The 24,263-nt window shown below is 66.9% G+C and carries 22 protein-coding genes and 2 tRNA genes; 13 read left to right on the forward strand and 11 right to left on the reverse strand.

The features are described 5' to 3' along the window. The first annotated feature begins 11 nt into the window (after nucleotides 1–11). A complete protein-coding gene (locus FHY04_RS09335) occupies nucleotides 12–959 on the forward strand; it encodes a diacylglycerol kinase family protein (RefSeq protein ID WP_183936242.1) in 948 nt (315 codons plus the stop codon). Nucleotides 960–967: 8 nt separating this feature from the next. On the opposite strand, the gene FHY04_RS09340 is transcribed toward FHY04_RS09335, so the two are convergent. The 7 genes from FHY04_RS09340 to FHY04_RS09370 all read right to left on the reverse strand — a co-directional run bounded on the left by FHY04_RS09340 (nucleotide 968) and on the right by FHY04_RS09370 (nucleotide 11,371). Continuing rightward, nucleotides 968–2,437, reverse strand: a complete 1,470-nt coding sequence (locus FHY04_RS09340) for an MATE family efflux transporter (protein WP_183936243.1) — start codon at nucleotides 2,435–2,437, stop codon at nucleotides 968–970. Between the two features lie 115 nt (nucleotides 2,438–2,552). Further along, nucleotides 2,553–5,354, reverse strand: a complete 2,802-nt coding sequence (locus FHY04_RS09345) for a valine--tRNA ligase (RefSeq protein ID WP_183936244.1) — start codon at nucleotides 5,352–5,354, stop codon at nucleotides 2,553–2,555. 39 nt (nucleotides 5,355–5,393) lie between these two features. Continuing rightward, complete coding sequence (locus FHY04_RS09350) at nucleotides 5,394–6,995, reverse strand: histidine kinase famiy protein (RefSeq protein WP_183936245.1); 1,602 nt, start codon at nucleotides 6,993–6,995, stop codon at nucleotides 5,394–5,396. Between the two features lie 148 nt (nucleotides 6,996–7,143). Continuing rightward, nucleotides 7,144–7,743: a DUF2497 domain-containing protein gene (locus FHY04_RS09355; RefSeq protein ID WP_183936246.1), complete on the reverse strand. Its 600-nt coding sequence runs from the start codon at nucleotides 7,741–7,743 to the stop codon at nucleotides 7,144–7,146. Between the two features lie 35 nt (nucleotides 7,744–7,778). Next, nucleotides 7,779–9,308 carry a TolC family outer membrane protein gene (locus FHY04_RS09360; protein ID WP_056406288.1) on the reverse strand — a complete coding sequence of 510 codons (1,530 nt, stop codon included), beginning with the start codon at nucleotides 9,306–9,308 and terminating at the stop codon, nucleotides 7,779–7,781. Between the two features lie 8 nt (nucleotides 9,309–9,316). Next, nucleotides 9,317–9,946, reverse strand: coding sequence for a protein-L-isoaspartate O-methyltransferase (locus FHY04_RS09365; RefSeq protein ID WP_107046053.1), 630 nt, complete (start codon nucleotides 9,944–9,946; stop codon nucleotides 9,317–9,319). Nucleotides 9,947–10,285: 339 nt separating this feature from the next. Then, nucleotides 10,286–11,371 (reverse strand): AraC family transcriptional regulator, encoded by a 1,086-nt coding sequence (locus FHY04_RS09370; RefSeq protein WP_183936247.1) that lies wholly within the window; start codon nucleotides 11,369–11,371, stop codon nucleotides 10,286–10,288. A 170-nt stretch (nucleotides 11,372–11,541) separates the two neighbouring features. Here FHY04_RS09370 and FHY04_RS09375 point away from each other — a divergent pair. Next, nucleotides 11,542–11,615 (forward strand) — tRNA-Cys (locus tag FHY04_RS09375). Nucleotides 11,616–12,028: 413 nt separating this feature from the next. Further along, nucleotides 12,029–12,952, forward strand: a complete 924-nt coding sequence (locus tag FHY04_RS09380; protein WP_183936248.1) for a cellulase family glycosylhydrolase — start codon at nucleotides 12,029–12,031, stop codon at nucleotides 12,950–12,952. Between the two features lie 209 nt (nucleotides 12,953–13,161). Here FHY04_RS09380 and FHY04_RS09385 read toward each other — a convergent pair whose 3' ends face one another. From FHY04_RS09385 to FHY04_RS09395, 3 genes are all read right to left on the reverse strand, one after another. Next, on the reverse strand, nucleotides 13,162–14,415 hold the full coding sequence (locus tag FHY04_RS09385) for a glycosyltransferase (RefSeq protein ID WP_183936249.1): 1,254 nt from the start codon (nucleotides 14,413–14,415) through the stop codon (nucleotides 13,162–13,164). 268 nt (nucleotides 14,416–14,683) lie between these two features. After that, nucleotides 14,684–15,004 carry a hypothetical protein gene (locus FHY04_RS09390; RefSeq protein WP_183936250.1) on the reverse strand — a complete coding sequence of 107 codons (321 nt, stop codon included), beginning with the start codon at nucleotides 15,002–15,004 and terminating at the stop codon, nucleotides 14,684–14,686. A 203-nt stretch (nucleotides 15,005–15,207) separates the two neighbouring features. Further along, nucleotides 15,208–15,297, reverse strand: a tRNA-Ser gene (locus tag FHY04_RS09395). 145 nt (nucleotides 15,298–15,442) lie between these two features. Here FHY04_RS09395 and hspQ point away from each other — a divergent pair. The 4 genes from hspQ to FHY04_RS09415 all read left to right on the forward strand — a co-directional run bounded on the left by hspQ (nucleotide 15,443) and on the right by FHY04_RS09415 (nucleotide 17,425). Next, nucleotides 15,443–15,877, forward strand: coding sequence for a heat shock protein HspQ (gene hspQ / locus FHY04_RS09400; RefSeq protein ID WP_081874363.1), 435 nt, complete (start codon nucleotides 15,443–15,445; stop codon nucleotides 15,875–15,877). Between the two features lie 172 nt (nucleotides 15,878–16,049). Further along, nucleotides 16,050–16,394 (forward strand): 50S ribosomal protein L21, encoded by a 345-nt coding sequence (rplU, locus tag FHY04_RS09405; RefSeq protein ID WP_031393729.1) that lies wholly within the window; start codon nucleotides 16,050–16,052, stop codon nucleotides 16,392–16,394. 13 nt (nucleotides 16,395–16,407) lie between these two features. Then, entirely contained in the window at nucleotides 16,408–16,698 is a 291-nt protein-coding gene (gene rpmA, locus FHY04_RS09410) for a 50S ribosomal protein L27 (RefSeq protein WP_031393730.1), read from the forward strand. A gap of 175 nt (nucleotides 16,699–16,873) precedes the next feature. Further along, on the forward strand, nucleotides 16,874–17,425 hold the full coding sequence (locus FHY04_RS09415; RefSeq protein ID WP_183936251.1) for a GNAT family N-acetyltransferase: 552 nt from the start codon (nucleotides 16,874–16,876) through the stop codon (nucleotides 17,423–17,425). Between the two features lie 201 nt (nucleotides 17,426–17,626). Here the strand turns inward: FHY04_RS09415 and FHY04_RS09420 are convergent, their stop codons facing one another. Continuing rightward, on the reverse strand, nucleotides 17,627–18,526 hold the full coding sequence (locus FHY04_RS09420) for a metal-dependent hydrolase (protein WP_183936252.1): 900 nt from the start codon (nucleotides 18,524–18,526) through the stop codon (nucleotides 17,627–17,629). A gap of 33 nt (nucleotides 18,527–18,559) precedes the next feature. Between FHY04_RS09420 and FHY04_RS09425 the strand changes: the two genes are divergently transcribed. The 6 genes from FHY04_RS09425 to spt all read left to right on the forward strand — a co-directional run bounded on the left by FHY04_RS09425 (nucleotide 18,560) and on the right by spt (nucleotide 24,196). Further along, nucleotides 18,560–19,159, forward strand: a complete 600-nt coding sequence (locus FHY04_RS09425; protein ID WP_031441339.1) for a TetR/AcrR family transcriptional regulator — start codon at nucleotides 18,560–18,562, stop codon at nucleotides 19,157–19,159. Nucleotides 19,160–19,225: 66 nt separating this feature from the next. Next, entirely contained in the window at nucleotides 19,226–20,272 is a 1,047-nt protein-coding gene (gene obgE, locus FHY04_RS09430) for a GTPase ObgE (RefSeq protein ID WP_037529084.1), read from the forward strand. A gap of 187 nt (nucleotides 20,273–20,459) precedes the next feature. After that, the gene (gene proB / locus FHY04_RS09435) at nucleotides 20,460–21,560 is read left to right on the forward strand and encodes a glutamate 5-kinase (protein WP_183936253.1); all 1,101 of its coding nucleotides are present in this window, start codon (nucleotides 20,460–20,462) and stop codon (nucleotides 21,558–21,560) included. A gap of 34 nt (nucleotides 21,561–21,594) precedes the next feature. After that, entirely contained in the window at nucleotides 21,595–22,494 is a 900-nt protein-coding gene (locus FHY04_RS09440) for an NAD(P)-dependent oxidoreductase (protein WP_107931347.1), read from the forward strand. Between the two features lie 58 nt (nucleotides 22,495–22,552). Then, nucleotides 22,553–22,798 (forward strand): acyl carrier protein, encoded by a 246-nt coding sequence (locus FHY04_RS09445; protein WP_031394130.1) that lies wholly within the window; start codon nucleotides 22,553–22,555, stop codon nucleotides 22,796–22,798. 135 nt (nucleotides 22,799–22,933) lie between these two features. Beyond that, nucleotides 22,934–24,196 carry a serine palmitoyltransferase gene (gene spt / locus FHY04_RS09450; protein WP_183936254.1) on the forward strand — a complete coding sequence of 421 codons (1,263 nt, stop codon included), beginning with the start codon at nucleotides 22,934–22,936 and terminating at the stop codon, nucleotides 24,194–24,196. Nucleotides 24,197–24,263 lie beyond the last annotated feature (67 nt).

Below are 24,263 nucleotides of genomic sequence, written 5' to 3' on the forward strand. Positions count from 1 at the left end.
TTGGGCCTCGCATGACCGCCACCACCACAGCTTCGATCCAGGCCTCCGATACCGGACCGGCGCGCGATCGGCCGATCCGCTCTGCCGCGCTCGTGGTGAACGCGAAGTCGCGTAAAGGACAGGCGCTGTTCAAGCGCGCCTGCGCGGCGATGTCGGGGCTTCCCTATGAGGTCGACGCGCATGCGGTCGAGAACCCCGAGGATCTGGAACCCACCGTCCGCCGGGCGCTCGCCGCCAAGCCCGATCTGTTGATCCTGGGCGGCGGCGACGGTACGATCAGCGGGCTTGTCGACCTGATGGTCGGGCACGACGTCATCCTCGGCGTGCTCCCGCTCGGGACCGCGAACAGCTTTGCGCGGACGCTGGGCATTCCGCTGACGATCGAAGGCGCGGTCGAGGTCATCCGGACGGGTGCGCCGCGGCGAATCGATCTCGGCATGATCGACGGCGATTATTTCGCCAATTGCGCGGCGATGGGGATCAGCCCGAAGATCGCCGAGACGGTCCCGCACGGCCTCAAGAAGGTGCTGGGCCGGGTCGGCTATCTCGGCTGGGCGGCGTATCAGTTCATGCGCTTCCGCCCGTTCACGCTGATCGTCGGCGAGGGCCCGGACGCGGTGCGGATGCGCGTCGTCGAGGTGCGTATCTCGAACGGTCCCTATCATGGCGGGACCGAGCTGGTCGACGCGGCGGCGGTCGATTCGGGCGAGATCGTCGTGCAGGCGGTGATGGGCAAGATGAAGCGGCGACTGGTGCAGAACTGGGTCGCCAGCGTGTTTCGCCACGAATCGCGCCACGAGGAGGTCCGCGACTTCCGCGGCAAGAGCATGCGCGTCGACACGATCCCCAAGCTGCCGATCTCGATCGATGGCGAGGTGCTCGCCAAGACCCCGGTGACCGCCAGGATCGCCGCCGGGATCATCCAGGTCATGGCCCCGGTGACGCCGCCCCAGTCCTAGGGTGGCGCTCAGCCGACCGGCATCGACCGGCTGGCGGGCTCGCAATCCGCCTTGGCTGCCTCGCCTGCGTCTTGCGCGGCGAGCTCGGTCACGATCCGGCCTTTGCGCCAGCCGCCATGCAGATAATAGCCGATCGTCAGCAGCATCGAGGCGAGCGACCCTGCGGGAAAGCTCCACCAGATCGCATCCGCGCCGATCATCGGCTCTAGCGCATAGGCGAGCCCGAACCGCACCGGCCCCATCGCGACTGCTAGGATAAGCAAGGGGCCGACCACCGCGCCGTTCGCGCGGACCGTCGCCGACAGCACCATCGACACGCCGAACAGGATGAAGCTCCACCCCGCGATCAGGTTGATCCGCGTCGCGATGCCGATCGCGCCGGTATCCTGCCCGAGGAACAGCCACAGCACGTGCCGGTCGAGCAGCGTCAGCAGCGCGACCAGCCCGCCGGTCAGCGCCAGGTTCATCATCAGCCCGGCGCGCGTGATCCGGTCGACCCGGTCCCAGCGCCCCGCACCGATATTCTGCGCCGCCATCGCGCTGACCGCCGCGCCGACCGCCATCGCGGGCATCTGCACATAGGTCCAGAGCTGGTTGGCGGCGCCATAGGCGGCGGTCGTCGTGGTGCCGTGCCGATTGACCAGCCCGATCATCGCCAGCGCCGAGGTCGAGACGACGAGCATCTGCAACCCCATCGGGACACCCTTCACGACGATGGTCTTCAGCAGCGCACGATCGGGCAGGATATAGCGCAGCTCCGCGCCGCGCAGCCGGATCGGCACGTCCCTGGCATAGATATAGGCGAGCAAGGCGACGAACGAGACCGTGTTGGCGATCAGCGTCGCCAGCGCGGATCCCTCGATCCCGAGCGCGGGGATCGGCCCCCAGCCGCGGATCAACAGCGGGTTGAGCGCGACGTCGACGACCGATCCGAGCGCCATGAACTTCAGCGGGGTCAGCGAATCGCCGGTGCCGCGCAGCGCCATCGTCAGCAGCACGGTCAGGAACCCCGCGGGCATCGCGACGAAGATCACGCGCAGATAGGCGAGCGCGAGCGGATAGACCTCGGCAGGCGTCGCCAGCAGGCGCAGGATCGCCGGTGCGACCAGCCAGCCGATCGCCACCGTCAGCACCGAGATGATCGTGAACAGCCCGAACGACGTGCCGAGCACGCGGCGCACCGCATCGATGTCGCGGCGGCCCATGTTCTGGCCGATCAGGATCGTCGACGCCATGCCGAAGCCGAACACCGCGGCGACCAGCAGGAACATGATGATGTTCGCGTTGGTCGTCGCCGCCAGCGCGCGCTCGCCGAGAAACTGGCCGATCCACACCGCGTTGATCGAACCGTTGAGCGATTGCAGGACCGACGATCCGAGCGTCGGCAGCGCGAACGCCAGCAACGTCTTGCCGATCGGCCCCGTGGTCAGGTCGCGCTGGCCGGTCCTTGGTGCAGCCGTGTCCGTCGCATCAGGCATCGCAGTCGGGTCCCCTCCCCTTTGCATATGGGGTCAGGACCGACCCTGACCCCGCATGCTCGCAGCACGCGTTACGCACGCCCCGGCCCCGTCCCGCTCATCGGACGGGGTCAGGTCAGCCCAGCCGTCCCAGCGCCGCCTGCAGCCGCGCGGCTTCGGCGGCCTTGTCGGCATGGTCCGCCTTGGCCTTCTCGACCGCTTCGGGCTTGGCACGCTCGACGAAGCTCGCATTACCGAGCCTCCCTGCGAGCGCGTCGCGCTCCTTCTCCGCCGCCGCGATCGCCTTGGTCAGGCGGGTGCGTTCGGCGTCGAGATCGATCACGCCCTCGAGCGGCAGGACGAAGGTCGCCTCGTCGACCACGACCTGCGCCGCGCCGCCGGCGGCTTCGCCCTCGGCGTGCGTGACGCGCGCGAGGCGTGCAAGCGCGGGCGCCTGGCGTTCGAGACGCGCCAGCGTCGCCGCGTCGGCGTCACGGACGTGCAGCGGCAGACGCGCCCCCGGCGGCACGTTCAGCTCGTTGCGCGCGGTACGGATCTCGCCGACGAGCCGGATCAGCCAGTCGACCTCCCTGCTCGCCTCGGGATCGAGCGAGCGCGCATCCGCCATCGGCCACTGCGCGACGATCAGGTCGTGATCGCGCGGGCCCATCGCGTGCCACAGTTCCTCGGTGATGAACGGCATGAACGGATGGAGCAGCACCAGAATCTGGTCGAGCACCCAGCCCGCGACCGCCTTGGATTCGTCGTCGATCTGGCCGCGGACGTCATCGACCATCTGCGGCTTGATGAGTTCGAGATACCAGTCGCAGAACCGGCTCCACGCGAACTGGTAGATCGCGTTGGCGGCGCCGTCGAAGCGGTAGTCGGCGAGCGCGAGGTCGACCTGTTGTACGGTCGCGATCGTCTCGGCGATGATCCACTTGTTGACCGCGAGCTCCGCGCGCGGCGCCTCCAGCGTCGTGCTGGCGACGATGCCGTTGGCCTGTGCAAAGCGCGCCGCGTTCCACAGCTTGGTCGCAAAGTTGCGATAGCCCTCGACGCGCTTCTCATCCATCTTGATGTCGCGGCCCTGGCTTTCCATCGCCGCCATGAAGAAGCGCAGCGCATCGGCGCCATACTGGTCGATCAGCCCGAGCGGGTTGACGACATTGCCCTTCGACTTGGACATCTTCGCACCGTCCGCCGCGCGGACGAGGCCGTGCAGGTAGAGCGTGCGGAACGGCACGTCCTTCATGAAGTGCAGCCCCTGCATCATCATCCGCGCGTTCCAGAAGAACAGGATGTCGAAGCCGGAGATCAGCACGTCGTTGGGATAGCGGCCGCCAAGCTGAGACGCGGGGGCAAGCCCCTCCCCTTCAGGGGAGGGGTTGGGGTGGGGCATCGCCTCACGCGCGTCGGTCTCGATGAGATGGGACGGCCCCACCCCTTGCCCCTCCCCTGAAGGGGAGGGGTAAGAAGACCCGTCCCAGCCTAGCGTTGCGAAGGGCCAGAGTGCGGAGGAGAACCACGTGTCGAGGACGTCGGGATCACGCGTCAACGCGACGCCGGCGCCGGCGAGCGCCTGCGCTTCGGCCTCCGTCTCAGCCACGTACGGCGTACCGTCGGGCCCGAACCACGCCGGGATCTGATGCCCCCACCACAGCTGGCGCGACACGCACCAGGGCTGGATGTTCTCCATCCAGTTGAAGAACGTCTTCTCCCAGGTTTTCGGCACGATATCGATCGCACCGACGCGCACCGCCTCGATCGCGGGCTGGGCGAGCGTCTTGGCGTCGACATACCATTGGTCGGTCAGCCACGGCTCGATCACCACGCCTGAGCGATCGCCATAGGGCGTCTGGATCGTACGCGGCTCGGCGTCGTGCTCGACGCCGTCCTTGTCGACATGCGCGATCAGGAAACCCTCGGTCTTCAACTGGGCGACGACGGATTTCCGCGCCTCCGCGGTCGTTAGCCCGAGCAGCTCGGCAGGGATCAGCCCGTCGGACACCTGCACGACGCGCGCCTTGGCATCGAGCATGTTGAGCATCGCGCCCGCGGCCATGCCGGCGCGCTTGCCGACCTCGAAATCGTTGAAGTCATGCCCCGGCGTGATCTTCACCGCGCCCGATCCGAGCTCGGGATCGGCATGGTCGTCGGCGATGATCGGGATCAGCCGCCCGGTGATCGGCAGCTTCACCTGCTTGCCGATCAGCGCGGTGTAGCGCGCGTCCGCGCCGTTCACCGCGACCGCCATGTCGGCGAGCATCGTCTCGGGGCGCGTCGTCGCGACCTCGATGAACCCCGATCCGTCTGCGAGCGGATAGCGCAGGTGCCAGAAGCTGCCCTTGATCTCGCGCGTCTCGACCTCGAGGTCGCTGATCGCGGTGCCGAGGCCTGGATCCCAGTTCACGAGGCGCTTGTCGCGGTAAAGCAGCCCCTGCTTGTGCAGGTCGACGAACACCTTGAGGACGGCCTTCGAAAAGCCCTCGTCCATCGTGAAGCGTTCGTTCGCCCAGTCCATCGAGCAGCCGAGCCGGCGGAGCTGCTGCGTGATCTCGCCGCCGCTCTCTTCCTTCCACGCCCAGACCTTGGCGATGAAGTCCTCGCGCGAGAGGTCGGTGCGCTTCTGCGGCGGGGTCATCGCGCCCATCTGGCGCTCGACCACCATCTGCGTCGCGATGCCCGCGTGATCGGTGCCGACCACCCAGAGCGCGTCCTTGCCCTTGAGGCGTGCATGGCGCGTCAGGATGTCCTGCAGCGTGTTGTCGAGCGCATGGCCGATATGCAGGCTGCCGGTGACGTTGGGCGGCGGGTTGACGATCGTCCAGGGTTCCGCGTTCGGGCGGTCGGGGCGGAACTGGCCGCTGGCCTCCCAATGCGCATACCAGCGCGATTCGATGGAGGCGGGGTCGAAGGTTTTGGGAAGCTCGCTCATACCCCGTGCCTTAGCGAGCGTGTCCGGGCTAGACCAGCCTCACGTCCGCGCCCCCGGCTTGTCGAGCACCGCCCGGATCCGGTCGTTCAACTCATTCCGCCGATAGGGTTTGCGGATCAGTTCGAACGACCGGCTGCCCTCGTCGATCGCCTCGTCGGCAAAGCCCGTCGTCAGCAGCACCGCGGTATGCGGATAGTCGCGCCGCACCGACTGGGCCAGGGTGACGCCGTTCATGCCGCCGGGCATCAGGATATCGGTGAACAGCAGGCGGAACTCCGAATCCTGGCGGAGCATGTCGAGCGCGGCGCGCGCGCTGTTGACCAGGACGACGTCATAGCCGAGATCCTCGAGGATCGTCCGGCCCAGCTCGCCCACTTCGCGCTGATCCTCGACCATCAGCACGCGCTCGGCACCGCCTGCATGCGGTGCGATCGGCCCCGCGGTCTTGCGCTCGACCGCGCCGCTCGCGCGCGGGAAGTAGAGCGAGAATTCGGCACCGCCCCCGCTGAGGTTGCGCACCGTGGCGAGGCCGCCCGACTGGCGGACGAAGCCGTAGACCATCGCGAGGCCCAGCCCGGCGCCCTTGCCCATCTCCTTCGTCGTGAAGAAGGGTTCGAAGATCTTGTCGACCGTGCCGGGGTCGATCCCCGGCCCGTTGTCGCGAATGCTCAGCACGACATATTCGCCGGGCTCGAGCCTCGCGACACCGCCATCCTCGGGAAGGACGGCGTTGCGCGTCGTGATCGTGATCGCCCCCGTGCCGTCGAGCGCGTCGCGGGCATTGGCGATGATGTTGAGCAGCGCCATCTCGGCCTGCACCGGATCGACGCGGCAATTCCACAGATCGGCCGCCAGGTCGCGCTTCAGCGTGATCCCGCTGCCGATGCTGCGGTCGAGAATCGGCCGGAAATCGCCCAGCAGCTGGTTGAGGTTCATCAGCCGGTCGCGCAATTCCTGCTTGCGCGCGAAGGCGAGCAGCTGTTGCGTGAGCGTCGCCGCGCGCGAGGCCGAGGTCGAGATCGCATCGACCGCCCGTCGCGCCGATCGATCGCTTGCGGCGATCCGCGCGTCGAGGATGTCGGCATAGCCCTGGATGACCTGCAGCAGATTGTTGAAGTCGTGCGCGATTCCCCCGGTCAGCTTGCCGACCGCCTCCATCCGCTGCGCCTCGTGAAGCGCCTCCTCCGCCTCGCGGCGGCGCGAGATGTCCAGCTGGCTCGCGAAGAAATAGCGCAGTTCGCCGTCGTCGCCGAACACGGGCGAGACGTAGAGCGCGTTCCAGAAGGTCGAGCCGTTCTTGCGATAGTTGAGCATCTCGACCGAGACTTCCTCACGCTTGGCAATCGCGGCGCGTAATTCGCCGACGACCGTGCGGTCGGTCTCGGGGCCCTGCAGGAAGCGGCAGTTGTAGCCGAGGATCTCGTCCTGCGAATAGCCGGTCATGAACGAGAAGGCGTCGTTGCAGAAGATGATCGGGTTGTCGGGCCGATGCGGGTCGGTGACCACCATCGGCATCCGCGTGGTCCTTACCGCCGCGAAGAAGATGTCGCTGCTGGCATCGGCCGGCGCGATATCGCCCCGGACGCCCTGAGCGGCGAGACGGGCGGGGATTTCAGGCGCGGACACACTGTGATCGGACATTTGCCAACAACCATAGCGGAACCGTCACGGTTCCGCTCGTCGTGACATTACAGTCGTTTGGACCGAGATCCGGCGAGCATCGTCCGATCGTCGCCGGCCGACCAGGTCCCGATACAGGCCGCAGCGCGAAACGCTGCGGCCGGCCCGGTCAGGGCTGCTGGTTCATGATCTTGGCGATCTCGCGCGCGACCATGTCCTCGACCATGTCGGGCAGGTTCGCGTCGATCCATTCGCGCAGCATAGGGCGCAGCATCTCGCGGACCAGACCCTCGAGCGTGCCGTCGCTGCTTCCTTCGGGCTTGACCATCATCCGCGTCAGCGCCTCGAGCGGCGCACGCGTCGCTGCCGCGGTTTCGCGCGACATGATCGGCTGGGCCGGCTCTTCTGCAGGCTGCGGGGCATGCTGTTGGGGCGCATGCGAGGCTGTGGGTGCGACATGAGGCTGGGGCTGGCTCCGCGGCGGCGCCTGGCGTGGTTCCGGCGCGGCGTCGACCGAGGTCAGCACCGGCGATTTCGGCGGGCGGGGGGTGCGGTCAACCATCGGCATCGGGTCGCTCAGTTCGAGGATTTCATCGTCGTCGATCGCGTCGTCGTCGTAATCGGCCGCGTAATCGGTGGCCGCCGATGCGGGCATCGCCCGCTGGTGACGCCGCTGGCGACTGGGCATGCCGTCGCCTTCTTCGGCAATGATGCGTTTGATCGACGAGAGGATTTCCTCCATCGACGGCTCCGCGCTGATATCCCCCATACGGACCATTCCAAACCCCGTCGCCCCACGCGCCCCTATTGGCGGCTCGGCGCATCCTTACCTGTCGTCAATGCCGGGTTCCTGTCAACCGGGCTGTCGAGCAACGGGTCAAGTTCACGGCGCACGGCGGCGTCCTGCGTGGGCGACTGGACGGTACGCGTCGCGACCGGCACCGGCTCGCCGTCACCGCCCCAGTCCCAGATCTTCTTGTGGACGCGGTCGTAATTGGCGACCGGATCGTACAGCACGCCGCCGTCGAGCCCGAGATCGCGCGCCTCCGCCTGTCCCATCGCCGCGAGCAGCGCGAAGCCCGCGACATAGGCGTCGCGACGCGCCGTCACGAGCGTGACCTGGCTGTTGAGCAGCTCCTGCTCGGCGTTGAGGATGTCGAGGATCGTGCGCGTCCCGACGCTGTTTTCCGCCCTGACACCCTCGAGGCTCAGCTTGTTCGCGTTGACCGCGGTTTCGGACGACTGGATCACCTGTTCCGACGAACGCCAGACGGCATAGGCCGAGCGTGCCTGCGCGATCACATTGCGCTCGGCTGCGGTGACATTCTCGATCGCGCGGCTTTGAAACGCCTCGGCCTGGCGGACCTGCGCGGCGGGACGACCGCCCTGGAACAGCGGCATCGTCAGCGACAGGCCCGCCTGTACCGCCTTGTTCGCATTGGGAAAGGTGTTGATGCTGCCGTCGGTCGTCGACGCCGATCCAAGATAGTTGGTGTAGCTGGCGCCGCCGGTCGCACTGATCTGCGGCAGGCGGCTCGCCCGCGCGACACCGACATCGTACCGCGTCGCGTCGCGTTCCTTCGCCGCCGCGATCAGCACGGGATTATTGTCGATCGCCACCGTCACCGCCAGGGCGGGGCTGTCGGGCAGATGCGGCAGGGTCGGCGGCGTATCGAGCGTGCCGGCGGGCGTGCCGACAAAGCGGATATAGTTTTCCCGGCTGGTGATCAGCTGCGCCTCGGCCGACTGGAGCTGCGCCCGCGCGAGCGCGAGCCGCGCCTCGGACTGGGCGACATCGGTGCGGGTCAGGTCGCCGACCTGGAACCGGTCGCGGCTGGCCTGGAGGTTGATGTCGAGCACGCGAACATTCTGCGTGTTCAGGCCGACGATCGCCTCGTCGCGGATCACGTCCATATAGGCGCCGACGACGTTGGTGAACAGATCGGCCTCGGTACCGCGCAGCGTTGCGCGGCCCGCCTCGACCCGCGTCTTGGCCGCGGCGACCGAGTTGCGCACCTGCCCGCCCTGGTAGAGCGGCACGGAGACGTTCGCGCGTGCCACGACCTGACGCGGCAAGGCGATGAAGCTGTTCGCCGCGGTCACGACGAACTCGGTGTAATCGCCGGTCGCATTCGCCGAGGGCAACCCGGAGGCGCGCGCGATCGGGACATTCTCGTCGGTCGCGCGCAGCGTCGCGCGCTGCGCGGTGATCGTCGGGTTGGTCGTATAGGCCTTGACCAGCGCCTCGCGGAGCGTCTCCGCATGGACCGGTGCAGCGCTGTATAGCAGCGCAACACCCGAGAGCAGACGGCGGACTAAAGCGGCGCGCGGCATGATGTGCCTCAGAACTTGAAGGGTTTGGGTGTTTCGAAACCCGGCAGCGTCACACACTCGACATCGACGAACGCCGCCAGTGCAAAGCCGCCATCGGTCTTTCGTCCCGATGCGAGCCGGGTCACGCCGCGATCCGCGATCCCGGCGACGATGCGGCCGCCCGACCGGATCTGCGCCACCAGCGTGTCGGGGATCGCCTCGACCGCGCCGTCAATGACGAGCACGTCATAGGGCGCGCCCGCGGCATGGCCCTGTGCCATCGGCCCCTCGACCAGTTCGACCGTCGGCGTGGCGCCCAGCGCGTCGCGCGCGGTGCCAAGCAAGGACGCATCGCTGTCGACCGCGACCACCGTACCGACGATCTCGGCGAGAACCGCGGCAGTGTAGCCCGTCGCAGCGCCGATCAGCAGGACCCGGTCGGTGGCGGTCAGATAGGCCTCGGTGAGCAACCGCCCGGTCGCCATCGGCAGGTTGGCGTAACGGCCACCGCCGAGCGGGATCGGTGCGTCGCGATAGGCGATCGACCGGACATCGTCAGGCACGAACGCCTCGCGCGGCACCCGCGCCATCGCCGCGACGACGCGCTGGTCACTGACCGCGTTGGTGCGCAGCTGGCTGGCCACCATGGCGTGACGCATGACCGCGAAATCGGGACTGCCGTCGGACGTGCCGACAGCCGCACGCGTGCGGGTAGTGGAGTTCGTATCGATGCTGATCGTCGTCATGGCCCATCCTGTCGCACAGCTGTTTTAGTTGCGCAATACACTTGTTCGCTTGCGTCAATCTCTACCGTGCCGCCAGCGTCGCGCCAAGCGACCTGTCGCGAATCGCGCGAGACGGCCCGGCTCGGAACGGCACAGAGGTCGGAATGGCACAGGGGCCGGATGCCGGGACTAGGGCGCCCCGCCCGCCCGTGTGACACCGAAATGCCGCGGGCGGGACGCCGAGGGCGCACGCAGAATGCGGCAACACCTCGCTCAGGCGCCTAGCACGGGCGCGCCCTGATCGGGCATCGGAATTTCCGCCGGGTCGATGACGGGCGTGGGCGTGGAATCGGGGGCGGGATCGATTCTGGGTGCCCGGCGGGCCGGCACCGCGCTGATGATCCGCTCGCTGGTTTCGGCGGGAACCTGCAACGCCTGGGTCGGCGCGCCGAGCACCGCGGCGCGCGCGCGGACGCTCGCGTCGAGGAACGGCGTGCTCATCGCCATGAACCGCCGCGGCGTCATCCCGAGAAACGTGCCGGCGTCGCGCAGGAAATGCGACACGTCGAAATAGCTCGGGTCGATCGCCGAATAATCGGTGCCGCCGGGCGTCCGGAATACGCGCAGGAACGAGCGCAGGAACCGCGCGCGCCGCAGCAGCATCTTGGGGGTGAAGCCGAAATGACGCACCGCCAGCCGCCGCAGCGTGTCCGGGCTGATCGCCAGCTTGGCCGCGACCGCGGCGACGTCATCGCCGCCGTCCTGCCCGATCAGCCGGGTAAGCTGACGGATCGTCGCGGATTCGCGGTGCGGCGGCCCGAGCAGATCACACAGGATGGCATCGAGGATCGGCGCGACCTGGTCGTCGCGCTCGGCCGCCCGCAGTGCGGTCGTCAGACGCTGGGTCGCCACCGGCCCGAGCGCCTCGGCAAGCGGCACGATCCGGTCGCGATACTCCGCCGCCGACCGGGTGAACAAGCGGCTCCAGGCCAGCGCGCTGACCCCGAACCCGATCATGATGCCGCCATTGGTCGTCGCCTTCAGCGCGGTGCCCGTCGGGCCGTACAGCGTCGCTGCCGGCAGGGGCCCGAAGGTCCGCCGGCCGATCGCCACGCTGATCGGTCCCGCCTCGAACGCGAACCGGACATTGGCCGTCCCCGGCAGGAAGCGGTTGACCTGGCCGATGCTGGCCGGACCGGTCGCGCGATAGACATGGTAGCCGGTGATGAGGTCGGTGAGCGCGTCGCAGGGCTGGTCATATCGGATCGCCATGCCCGCGGGCATCGCGAAGATATCGGGCGCCAGCCCTGCGCGGTTCGTTCCCCCGGACACCTGCATCACGTCCAAAAGAAACTCCATATGAAGCCAGGGATTGGACCGTATCGTGCCCAATCCATCGCCGGCGTGCAAGCCGTCCCCCAACCCGGCACCGCACCGCCGTGGCACACCCCGCGACTATTTTAGCCCACAAACGCGATCGCCCGGTTGACCCGCCGCACAAAAGCCCGCATTTGCGCGCTCCGCATCGAGGCCCGATGGCGGAGTGGTGACGTAGAGGACTGCAAATCCTCGCACCCGGGTTCGATTCCCGGTCGGGCCTCCAGTTTCATATCCTAATCGTCGCCACATCAAGCGATGCACTGCGGCGTTCGCGTTCGGCGGTGTGATGTGCGCGGATCTGGACGGCGCTTCGCCAGGCATGAGCTCTATCCAGGGACACTTCCCCGCGATAACGCGGCCCTCGCGGCGTCAGACCCCGGCCCCTGATCGACGCCAGGCATCCCGACATTCGATGATAGGGAGGCGGATCCGAAGCGCGACCGATTCGCTTTCACCCTTATTCGCCAGGCACATGTCATGACCCGACCATCGATCGCCGCCGGCCTTGTCGGCCTTGCCATCGCGGCCGCCGGACTGGGCTGTCCGGCCTCGGCCGCGCCCTCCCCGCAACGCATGCAGCCGCCCCCCGCACCTCAAAAGGCAAACGCGCCCGTGAGGTCCAGCGCGAGCGCCAACGTGCGTATCAGGGGCCCCGTCTTCGGCGTGAACATTGCCGGGTGCAGCTTTGTCGCCGACGGTACGCTCTGCCCGACGCCGGCGTCGGTCCGCGCCTATCTCGACAAGGGATTCACGATGGTCCGCCTGCCGTTCAAGGGACCGCAGATGGCGGACCCCGCGATCCGCAGGAAATTGGTGGCAGCGACGCGCGCCGCGCTCGACCGCGGTGCCTATGTCGTGCTCGATCGTCACGACTATAGCTGGCCATCGGTATCCGAACAGGTTGCGTTCTGGACGTCGCTGATGGCGAGCATGCCGCGGTCCGACCGGATCATCATCGACCCGATGAACGAGCCGAGGCATTTCGACGACCCGGTGCTGACCAACGACTGGGATCAATGGGCGCGCGATACCAACCAGATCATCGCGGGCCTGCGCGCCGCGGGGATCCGCAATGTCATCGCGCCGGAATATCCCGGGTCCTCCGCCACCTTCCGGCTCCGCAAGCGCGAGGACGCCGCCAAGCCGTCCGAAAGCGCGCTGGTCGCACTCGACCGCGCGGGCGGGCTGAAGGATCCGCTAGGCCTGACCATCATCAACGGGCACCGCTATTTCGACAAGGGGTCGAGCGGAACCCAGCCAAGCTGCACGGGGACGCCGGGTTATGACAATTTCGCGTCCGAGCTGCGGGCGCGCGGGTTGAAGGGGATCATCACCGAATCGGCGTTCGGACGCGCCGGGGCGATACCGCCGAGCTGCGAGGCGGCAGGCGCAGCGGCGATCGCCTATCTCAAGACCAATGCCGACACAGTCGTCGGCGTGACCTGGTGGGGCGGTGGCGCGGCCTGGAACGAGCGGTATCTGTTCAAGATCGAGCCGAAAAAGGGCAGTTTCGGCCCCAAGCACAAGGACGCCTATCTCGACCGCCTGCTCGGCCGCTGACCCCGCGCGGTTGTGGCCGGGCGGGATAGAGGCGGACGAACGAACCCCGACCTCGGGACGGCGGCATCACCGCTGGTGCGGCCGTCTCCCGAAGGAGAAGCGCGATTGGGCGTACGCGCACTTCTTGCATTGCCGCACCCAAGTCTCGCCACCGGCCTCATCCACTGAAACAACGCGCCATTCGCCGAGGCGATGCCAGCAGATGAGCATCAGGACACCGCTTCCGCCATGCGTACCGGCTCCGTCGCCGGAACGATGCCCGCTAGCGTGAACGCAATCTGCTCGAGTCTGGTATCAAGCTCCCGATTGTCGAATTCGCGCTCAATCTTGGCGCGTGCCGCCACCCGCATGCTCGCCAGATCCACCTCCCCCGATTCGATTGTCGTTATGATGTCGGCGATCTGTCCGGCATTGCGCTCCTCGACCAGAAAGCCCTCGACGCCGTCGTCGATGAGTTCCGGGATGCCGCTATGCCAAGTGGAGACGGTGATGACGCCGAGCGCCATGGCCTCCATCAGCGACACGGGAATGCCTTCCATGTCGCCATTGTCGGCGACGACGGACGGCAGCAGGAACACGTCGGACCGCTTGAGCTCCGCAAGCACCTCGCGGTGCGGGATCTTGCCGAGGAACGTCACGCGGGCAGGACAGGCCGCAGCAGCCTCGCGCAGTTCCTTCTCCAGCGGCCCGTAGCCGATGATCGACAGATGCGAGTCGCCCGGCGCCGCGCACATGGCGTTGATCGCGTAGATCAGCCCCTTTTTCTGGACGAAGCGCGCCGTCGTCAGCAGCCGCAATGGCCCGGCAGCGCCGCGACGTGGCTGCGGCATCGGAAAGTCGCTGACGTCGACCCCCATCCGGTGGACCGTGATCATCGCCGGGTCAGCACCCCAGCCGATCAGCTTCTTCTTCCACAATTCACTGATCGGAAGCAGTGCTTCGGTCTGAGTGAAGAGGCGGCGGTAATGCGGCAGGAATTTTTTGACGAGACTATGTTCGGTCACGTCAAGACCATGAAAGACAGTGGCGATCGGGCCCGAGATCAGACCGGCGTCGCGCAAATACATGGCCCGCACGCCCGCGGGACCGAAATGCGCGATGATGGCATCGAAATGACCAAGTCCCTGTTCGCCGACACTGAGAATATCGACGATCGGCGCGACGATTCCATCGCGCAAACCAGTAAGTCCTGCGCGAATTCGCCGTCGGCTCTTGCCGGATTGCGCGCCAAGCAGAAGTCGAGCCGACTTTTTCAGCAATTGCGCGATCGGCGATGAGCCTCCTGTATTCGCGCGAACGGAGACGATACGCGCGGCACCGGATAGTGGATCATCGACAGAAAGATCATGCTGGCCGGTAATGATCGTAACCTGATGCCCGAGGTCGATCATACCCCTGATCTGACGAACGACGAACGTTTCCGAAAGAACGGGATAGTTCGAAAGAAAGAAAGCAATCTTCATGACGTGCCGCCCGGTATATTGAACGAATGATGTAACCGGACTGGCGACGCCACTGGGCAATGCAGCATTGCTTACGAGCGCCGTCGATGCGGTTCACGCCGAGCCAGCACATAGGCGAGTTCAAGCAATTCAACGCCTAGGCGGATACAGAAGAATTTCTCCACGGAAAATTGCGGGTCTATCGGCGATCCCTGTACTTTATCGGGACTTGTTGCCGTCGGGCCACGCTTCCGGCGTTGCTTTGGCGATACCGGGCCGCACGTCCGGTCTACGCGCGCTGGATCAGGTGCAGGATGACACGCCAGAACGGATAGGACGCGCATTGCGGCCAGGTGTGCGGGCACAGGCCCTCGACGTGCCAGCGCACGGCGAGGATCGCCAGCGTCGTCGCGATCGCGGTGGCGAGCGCGGTCAGCCAGCGTGCTTTCAGACCGATCCGCGGTTTGACACCCCATTCGAGCAGTGCCGCCAGCAGCCAGAATGCCGCGATCTGCCAGCGGGAATAGGTATCGAGCAGCATGAACCGCGAAAGGACGGCCAGGGCCACCAGTCCGGCCGCCAGCAGGATGTTCAGAAGGAACGTACGCATCGCGGTCTCGATCTGGAGGGGCCTTGGCCGGGACGGGCATGGGAGACAACGCACCCCCTCCCCGACTGTCGTCCCGCGCCTGCTACTCTGAGCACATGCATGCGCTGTCCACAGCAGCGGATCATCGGACGATAGCTATAGAGAGGTGCGCGGCCCCGGCGCGAGGGTCAGGGATCTCTGTGATCCACATGGCGCAAGGTAAATGGCGGAGAGGGTGGGATTCGAACCCACGGTACCCTCGCGGGTACGCCGCATTTCGAGTGCGGTACGTTCGACCACTCTGCCACCTCTCCGCAAGGTCATCCGAAGAGCTGCAAGCAGCGCCTCCGATCGGTCGAGGGCGGGCCTCTAAATCAGACCTCGCCGCAGTGCAAGAGGGTTTTTGCAATCACGAGCGGCCCGGCTTGTGCGTCGCGAAACAGCGCTTAAATTGTCGGCATGCCCCGCCACGACATCCCCATCGACCCCGCCACCCCCGACATCGCCGCGTCCGATGCCCTCTCGTCCGAGCCGGCACCGGCTGCGGCGGTCGAGGTCGTTGCCCCGCCGATCGTCCATGCGAATTTCTCGATCGGCGACATCGTCCGGCACCGCCTGTTCGATTTCCGCGGGGTCGTGTTCGACGTGGATCCGGTCTTTGCCAATACCGATGAATGGTATGAGGCGATTCCCGAACAGATGCGGCCGAAGAAGGACCAGCCCTTCTACCATCTGCTCGCCGAGAATCGCGAGTCGAGCTACGTCGCCTATGTCAGCCAGCAGAATCTGGTGTCCGACGCGGGCGACGAGCCGGTCGATCATCCGGGTATCGCCGGATTGTTCACCGACTTTGCCGATGGTCGCTACACGCTGCGCGCCGTCCACCGGCACTGATCGCCTGCCGGGCACAGCGTCCTGACGCGGCTCCGGCCAGGGCCTGCGATGTTTTAGCCCCCCGCAATGGCCCTTCTTGGTTGACATCGTCACGCCCCTCGCTTAGCTCCCCGGCTTCTCCCGGCGGACCCTGCGTTCGTGGGGCACATGTATTTGGAAAGTGACAAGGGCCATGTTCGCAGTCGTGCGCACGGGCGGCAAGCAGTATCGCGTCGCCGCCGGAGATAAGATCGTCGTCGAAAAGATCGAGGGCGATGCAGGTGCGTCGGTGACGCTGGGTGATGTGCTGTTGGCGGGCGAAGGCTCGGAACTGCGCTCGGTCGAGGGTTTCACCGTCGCTGCAGAGATCATCGCTCAGGCGAAGGCGGACAAGGTCATCGTCTTCAAGAAGCGTCGTCGTCACAACTATCGTCGCAAGAACGGCCATCGCCAGCAGCACACGATCCTGAAGATCGTGTCCGTCGGCGGCCAGACCGCCAAGCAGACCGAGGCTGACGCCCCGGCCGCTCAGGCATAAGGAGTAGCTTCAGATGGCACATAAGAAAGCAGGCGGCTCTTCGCGCAACGGTCGCGATTCAGCCGGTCGTCGTCTCGGCGTGAAGAAGTTCGGTGGCCAGGCATGCGTTGCCGGCAACATCCTCGTGCGCCAGCGCGGGACGAAGTTCTACCCGGGCACCAATGTCGGCATCGGCACGGACCATACGCTGTTCGCGCTGGTCGATGGCCGCGTCGTATTCAGCCAGGGCAAACTTGGTCGCAAGTTCTGCTCGGTCGAGCTGGCAGCGAATGATGCCGCCGACATGGCAGTTGCAGCCGAATAACATCGGGTAACCATCCGGGTTGCCCACCAGGGTGACCCGGGTCGCGAAAGCGAACCTGAACAAGGGAGACGGGTCACCCCGGCTCCCTTTTTTATTGCTCCCTCCCCTTGGCTGTCGCCGTCCCGTCATCCTGACGTGGCATGCGCGCAGCCGACGACGCGAGAGGAAGAGAGCAATGTTCGCGCGCACGAAGAGACTGACCTTGAGGCCCGGCTGGCCCGAGGATGCGCCTGCGCTGACGCAGGCGATCGGGCACGAAGCCGTGATCGCCAAGCTGACGCGGGCACCCTGGCCCTATTCACTCGGCGACGCGGCGGCCTTTCTGGCGCAGCCGCGCGGCGAGCATCAGCCGCGCTTCCTGATCGATGCGCTCGACCCCGGCGCGCCGCGGCTGGTTGGCGGCATCGATATCCATGCATCGCCGGACGGGTATGGCCATGAGCTCGGCTATTGGGTGACGCCCGATGCCTGGGGACGCGGCTATGCGACCGAGGCAGGCGAGGCGGTGATCGCGATCGCCCGCCATGCGCTCGGGCTCCGGCGGCTCGAGGCGTTCCATTTCGTCGACAATCCCGCGTCCGGCCGCGTGCTGGCCAAGCTCGGCTTCCGGCCGACCGGGCGGGTCGAGCCTCGGGCGTCGCGCGGGCGTGGCGGCGAGGCTCAGGCCGTGCTGTTCGAGCTGGTGCTCGATGAGGACCGATGTGCGCCGATGCCGATGGCGGCGTGATTCGCGCATCCCGACCTTGAAATTGCACCACCCCGGCGGAGGCCGGGGTCCAGTTGGGGGACGTCGCTGACTACGGTCATCGCGTCGTTACTACGACCTTTCCAACTGGGCCCCGGCCTTCGCCGGGGTGGAATGCCTGGCGATGATTCGCCCTACATACTTCGCGGGAGAGCCCGGGAGAGGAAAGGCTGTGTCCGTGACTCAGGCCACCACCGCCGCCCGCCTCTCGACCGGGAGCACCGCCGCCTCATAATCGCTTTCGGCCAGCGCGATCAGCGCGCGGTCGTCGTGTTTCCAGGGATGGAAGCCGGGCAGGAAATAGGCGGCCCACACGCCCGCTATCTTGCGCGCCATCCCCGGATTGCCGAACGCATACCACGCCATCCGCGCCCAGATCCGCGGGCCCGTGAGCCCGTCCTGCCGCAGCAATTCGGTCATGCCGCGCGCCCGCCCCGTGAAGAAGCGCCACGTGGTGATCAGCATCACCAGCGACTTGACCCGCCAGCGGGTAAACCGCGGCCAGTCGCGGGTCGCATGCAGCCAGGTGTCATAGGCGACGCCCTTATGCTCGATCTCCTCGGCGGCGTGCCATTGCCACAGCGCCGCCGCCTGCTGGTCGCCGCCGGCGAGGTGCCGGGGGTTCGCGATCAGTTCATGCGCGAGCATCGCGGTGAAATGCTCGAGCGCGGTTGTCGCGGCGAGGCTCGCGATCGGCGGGCGCCCCTTGGTCAGCGCGAGCGCGGCGTCGACATCGGCGATCAGCGGCGTGACGTCATACCCTTGGTCGGTGACGTGGCGGTTGAACGCGACATGCTCGCGGGTGTGGATCACCTCCTGCTTGATGAACGCGTTGATCTCGGCGGTCAGCTTGGGCGGCGTACCGTCGCGAAACCGGCGGACGCTGTCGACGAAATAGCCCTCGCCCTTTGGGAAAGTGACCGACAAGGCGTTGTAAAAGGCCGTCGCGATCGGATCATCGTTCAGCCACCACCGGCGAATCGGCGAGCCCCGGCCAAAACGACGATCGCGCGGCGTGATCGTCAGATCGACGGGTGTGGTTGCTTTCGCCACGGAAACCTCCAAACAGAGACAGATTGTCATTACTGACACAGCTGTAAGTAGGTTTTTCATTTCGTGACGTCAACACCCCGCAAGCGCCTCTCCCCGACCGAATCGCGTGACGCCGCAGTCGAGGCCGCGCGCGCGCTCCTGGTCGAAAGCGGTCCCGGCGCGGTCACGTTGAAGGCGGTTGCAGGCCGGATCGGGCGGACGCACGCCAATCTGCTCCACCATTTCGGCTCGGCCGAGGCGCTGCAGACCGCACTGATCACGCGGATGGCGGCGGACATCGTCGGCACGATCGGCGCCGCAGTGCTGCGCGTGCGCGCGGGCGAGCTGGATCCGCGCGAAGTAGTCGAGATGACGTTCGACGCATTCGGCAAGGGCGGCGCGGGCGCGCTGGCGAGCTGGATGATCCTGTCGGGCAACACCGACGCGCTCGACCCGATTCTCACCGCGATCCACGATCTGGTCGACGAACTTGCCGAGGGCGACATGCCCGGCGACCAGCCGATCCAGGACCAGACTCTGACGCTGGTCCTGATGGCGCTGGGCGACGCGTTGATGGGCGCGCCGATGGCCCGCGCGCTCGGCCTGCCCGCGACCAGGGCGCGCGAACTCGCGCTCGACGCGCTGCTCGCGAGCAAGGACGCCGCCGCCTGCCCGTCGGCCTGAGCAACTCCGACCAGGGCCCGAGTCGCAGAGGCTGGCGATTTTCGCCAATTTCGCTATGGGGCGGCGATGCATTTTCTAGACCAAGCCAAGATCTACGTACGTTCGGGTGAGGGCGGCCCCGGTGCCGTCAGCTTCCGCCGCGAGAAATTCATCGAATATGGCGGCCCCGATGGCGGCAATGGCGGCAAGGGCGGCGACATCGTGTTCGAATGCATCGCCGGCCTGAACACGCTGATCGACTTTCGCTACACACAGCATTTCCGTGCCCCGCGCGGCTCGGGCGGCTCGGGCTCGAACCGCACCGGCGCGGGCGGCGAGGACCTTGTGATCCGCGTCCCGCTCGGCACGCAGGTGCTGTCGGAGGACAAGGAAGAGGTGCTGATCGACTTCACGCAAGTCGGCCAGCGCGAAGTGCTGTTCCGCGGCGGCGATGGCGGCCGTGGCAACGCCAGCTACAAGACGTCGACCAACCGCGCCCCGCGCCAGCACGGCACCGGCTGGCCGTTCGGCGAGGCCTGGGTCTGGCTGCGACTGAAGCTGCTCGCCGATGCGGGTCTCGTCGGCCTGCCGAATGCGGGCAAGTCGACCTTCATCAACCAGGTCACGAACGCGCAGGCCAAGGTCGGCGAATATGCCTTCACGACCACGCGGCCGCAGCTGGGCGTGGTCCGCCACAAGCAGCGCGAATTCGTCGTCGCGGATATTCCCGGGCTGATCCAGGGTGCGGCCGAGGGCGCAGGCATCGGCGACCGGTTCCTCGGGCATATCGAACGGTGCCGCGTGCTGCTGCATCTGGTGGATGCGAACGACGCGGATGTCGGCGAATCCTACCGGATCGTCCGCGACGAGCTGGCCAATTACGGCGAGGGCCTGACCGACAAGAAGGTGATCGTCGCGCTGAACAAGACCGACATGCTTGATGCCGAGCTGATCGCGGCGCTGTCGGCCGAACTGGCCGAGGCCAGCGGTGCCGAGGTGATGGCGATGTCCGGCGCGAGTGGTGCCGGCGTAGAGGCCGTGCTCGACAAGCTGATCGGCGAGATCGGGCCCGCACCGGGTGCGCCGAAGGACCTGGCGGAGGGCGAAGAGCCGGTCGCATGGTCGCCGCTGTAGCGTTCAAAACCGCTCCGTAGCCCGATCATGTACGCCATCGTCATCCCCGCGCAGGCGGGGATCCATAGCCTCAGGGGTATGCGATTCGGTGGTGAGGCCAGCCAATATGGGTTCCCGCCGCCGCGGGAATGACGATAGGGTGTTGCAGGCTATGACGACCTATGGGGAGGACCTACCGGGTCGACCAATGATGTTTCCGCCGTCCTCCTGTCCCCGCCTGATCGTGAAGATCGGTTCGGCACTGCTTGTCGATCCCGACGGCAGCGTCCGGCGCGACTGGCTCGCCGGGCTCGTCGCTGACATCGCCGCGCGCACCGGTGCCGGGCAGCAGGTCGCGATCGTGTCATCCGGGGCAATCGCGCTCGGCGCGCGGCGGCTTGGCCTCGCCAAGGGCGGCCGCGCGAGTCTCGAGGACGCGCAGGCCGCCGCCGCCACCGGCCAGATCGCGCTGAGCCAGGTCTGGGCCGAGCTGCTCGCCGCGCAAGGCCTGAACGCGGCGCAGATGCTGGTGACGCTCGACGATCTCGAGGACCGCCGCCGCTATCTCAACGCCGCCGCGACGCTCAACCGGCTCCTGTCGCTCGGGGTCGTGCCGGTGATCAACGAGAATGACAGCGTCGCGACCGCCGAAATCCGCTTCGGCGACAATGACCGGCTCGCGGCGCGGGTCGCGCAGGCCGCGGGGGCGCAGGGTGTGATTCTGCTCTCCGACGTCGACGGACTCTATACCGCCAATCCGCATGTCGACCCCGCCGCCACCCACATCGCCGACGTCCCGCGGATCGACACGGTCGCCGCGATGGCGGACGACGGCTCGGGGTCCGGAATGGGATCGGGCGGCATGGCATCCAAGATAGCCGCCGCGCGAATCGCCACGGCGGCAGGCATTCCACTCGTGATCGCCTCGGGCCGGATCGACCATCCACTCTCCACCCCTGCCCGCCACACGATCTTCAGCGCCGAACGCACGTCCTCTGCGCGGAAAGCCTGGCTGGCGGGCGGACTGACTGCAAAGGGCACGATCCGTGTCGACGCGGGCGCCGCCGCCGCGCTCGGCCAGGGGCGCAGCCTGCTGGCCGCGGGTGCGACGGGGCTCGACGGGAGCTTCGTGCGCGGCGATCTGGTGACGATCGAGGGGCCGGCCGGCATCGTCGCGCGCGGTCTCGCCGAATATGACGCGGCGGACACCGCGCGTCTGCTCGGCCGCCATAGCGACGATCACGCCGCGATCCTCGGCTATGCGCCACGCTCGGCGCTCGTCCATCGCAATCATCTGGCGCTCGTATGACTGCCGCGCAAACGTCGATCTGGAGCGAGCCGTCATGATCCTGGCCATCACCGGCGGTACCGGGTTCGTCGGCAGCCACCTGATCGACCATGCGCTGGAGACGGGGCACACGATCCGCGCGCTCGCCCGCAAGCCGCAGGCCAAGCGGATCGGCGTGACCTGGATCGAAGGCGCGCTCGATCGCCCGAAGAGCCTGGCGACGCTGGTCGAGGGCGCAGACGTGGTGATCCACGTCGCCGGCGTGGTCAATGCCGCCGATCGCGCGGGCTTTGCCGAGGGCAATATCGCCGGCACCCAGGCGATCGTCGACGCGACGCGGTCGGCGGGTATCCGCCGCTTCGTCCAGGTCTCGTCGCTGGCGGCGCGCGCGCCGGCACTGTCCAACTATGGCTGGTCGAAGGCCGAGGCGGAGACGTGCGTTGCCGCCTCGGGGCTCGACTGGACGATCGTCCGCCCGCCGGCGATCTTCGGTCCGCGCGATCACGACCTGCTCGACGTGTTCAAGGCGGCGCGGTCGGGGTATGTGCCGATGCCCCCTGCCGGCACGCGCGTCTCTCTGCTCTATGTCGAGGATCTGACCGCGCTGCTGCTCGCGCTGGCCGAGATCCCGGTCGCGCCGGCGATCATGGAACCCGACGATGGCACGCCCAAGGGCTGGGACAATCGCGACTTCGCGCGCGCGATCGGCGTCGCGGTCGGCAAATCGGTGAGGCCGCTGTCGATGCCGCGCGTGATCCTGTCGCTGGCGTCCGCTGCCGACCGTCTCGTCCGGCGCGGCAAGGCCAAGCTGACGCGCGACCGGGTCCGCTATTTCTGCCATCCCGACTGGGTCTCGCACACGCCGCCGCCGGCCACGCTCTGGACGCCCTCGGTCCCGACCCCGCAGGCGCTGGCGCAAACCGCGGCGTGGTATCGCGCGGCGGGGCTGCTATAGCGCCGAAAAGCCGCCGCAATTCGCTGTCAGGATTGCGTCGACACCCGGAAGGAAGAGCATGAGCGACCGTCAGCAGATCTACGACACCGTCACCGCGCAGATCGAGCCGTTCAATAAGAAGGGCGTCGCGCTGAGCGATGCGACGACCTTCCAGGGCGATCTCGAATGGGACAGCCTGACCGTCATGGATTTCGTTGCCGCAATCGAGGATGAATTCGACATCATCATCACGATGAACATGCAGGCCGAGATCGAGACCGTCGGCCAGCTGGTCGATGCGGTCGCGAAGTTGAAGGCCGCCTGAGCCAATGCTCGCCCCTGCCCCTCGCCCATAACCCCCGTTCGTGCTGAGCGTAGTCGAAGCACATGAGACACAGGCCCTTCGACTTCGCTCAGGGCGAACGGCAAGGGGCGATACCGTCCTGATCTGGAACCGAACATGACCGAAGCCGCGACCACCGCCCACGCCCTCCCCGTCGATCCCCCCGAGGTCGCGCCCGAACGCGATCTGATGAGCAAGTTCGACGGGCTGATCGCCGAACGCGAGGCGCTGGTGAAGTCCGGCGTGCGCAATCCGTTCACGATCGTGATGGACGAGGTCAAGTCGCCGACCCAGGCGGTGATCCGCGGCAAGGACACGATCCTGCTCGGTACCTACAACTATATGGGGATGACGTTCGACCCCGACGTCATCCAGGCGGGCAAGGACGCGCTCGAGAAATTCGGGTCGGGCACCAATGGCAGCCGGATGCTCAACGGCACGTTCCACGACCATATCGACGTCGAACAGGCTCTGCGCGAGTTCTACGACATGAGCGGCGCGATCGTGTTCTCGACCGGATACATGGCCAATCTCGGGATCATCTCGACGCTCGCCGGCAAGGGCGAGTACGTCATCCTCGACGCCGACAGCCATGCGTCGATCTATGACGGCTGCAAGCAGGGCAATGCCGAGATCGTCCGCTTCCGCCACAACGACGTGGCCGATCTCGACAAGCGGCTCGGCCGCCTGCCCAAGGAGGCCGGCAAGCTGGTGGTGCTCGAAGGCGTCTATTCGATGCTCGGCGACATCGCCCCGCTCAAGGAGATGGTCGCGGTCGCCAAGAAGCATGGTTGCATGGTGCTGGTCGACGAGGCGCATTCGATGGGCTTTTTCGGCCCCAATGGCCGCGGCGTGTACGAGGAGATGGGGCTGACCGATCAGGTCGATTTCGTCGTCGGCACCTTCTCGAAATCGGTCGGGACGGTCGGTGGGTTCGTCGTGTCGAACCACCCGAAGTTCGAGATGGTCCGCTTCGCCTGCCGCCCGTACATCTTCACCGCCTCCCTCCCCCCCTCGGTCGTCGCCACCGCCGCGACGTCGATCCGCAAGCTCATGACCGCGCACGACAAGCGTGCGCAGCTCTGGAAGAATGCACGCGCGATGCATGCGGGCCTCAAGGCGATGGGCTTCAAGCTCGGCACCGAGACGTCGGATTCGGCGATCATCGCGATCATCCTGACCGACCAGGAACAGGCGATCGCGATCTGGCAGTCGCTGCTCGAGGGCGGGCTGTACGTGAACATGGCGCGCCCGCCGGCGACGCCTGCGGGCACGTTCCTGCTGCGCTGTTCGCTGTGCGCCGAACATACCGACGCGCAAGTCGAGACGATCCTCTCCATGTTCCGCGACGCGGGTCGCGCCGTCGGCGTGATCGGCTAGCAGCCGGCCGCTGTCATTGCGTCGGGAGCAATACGCACGCTATCGTCGCGGGGTGACGCAGGACGAG

Source organism: Sphingomonas sp. BK481, assembly GCF_014194875.1.
GTDB lineage: Bacteria > Pseudomonadota > Alphaproteobacteria > Sphingomonadales > Sphingomonadaceae > Sphingomonas > Sphingomonas aerolata.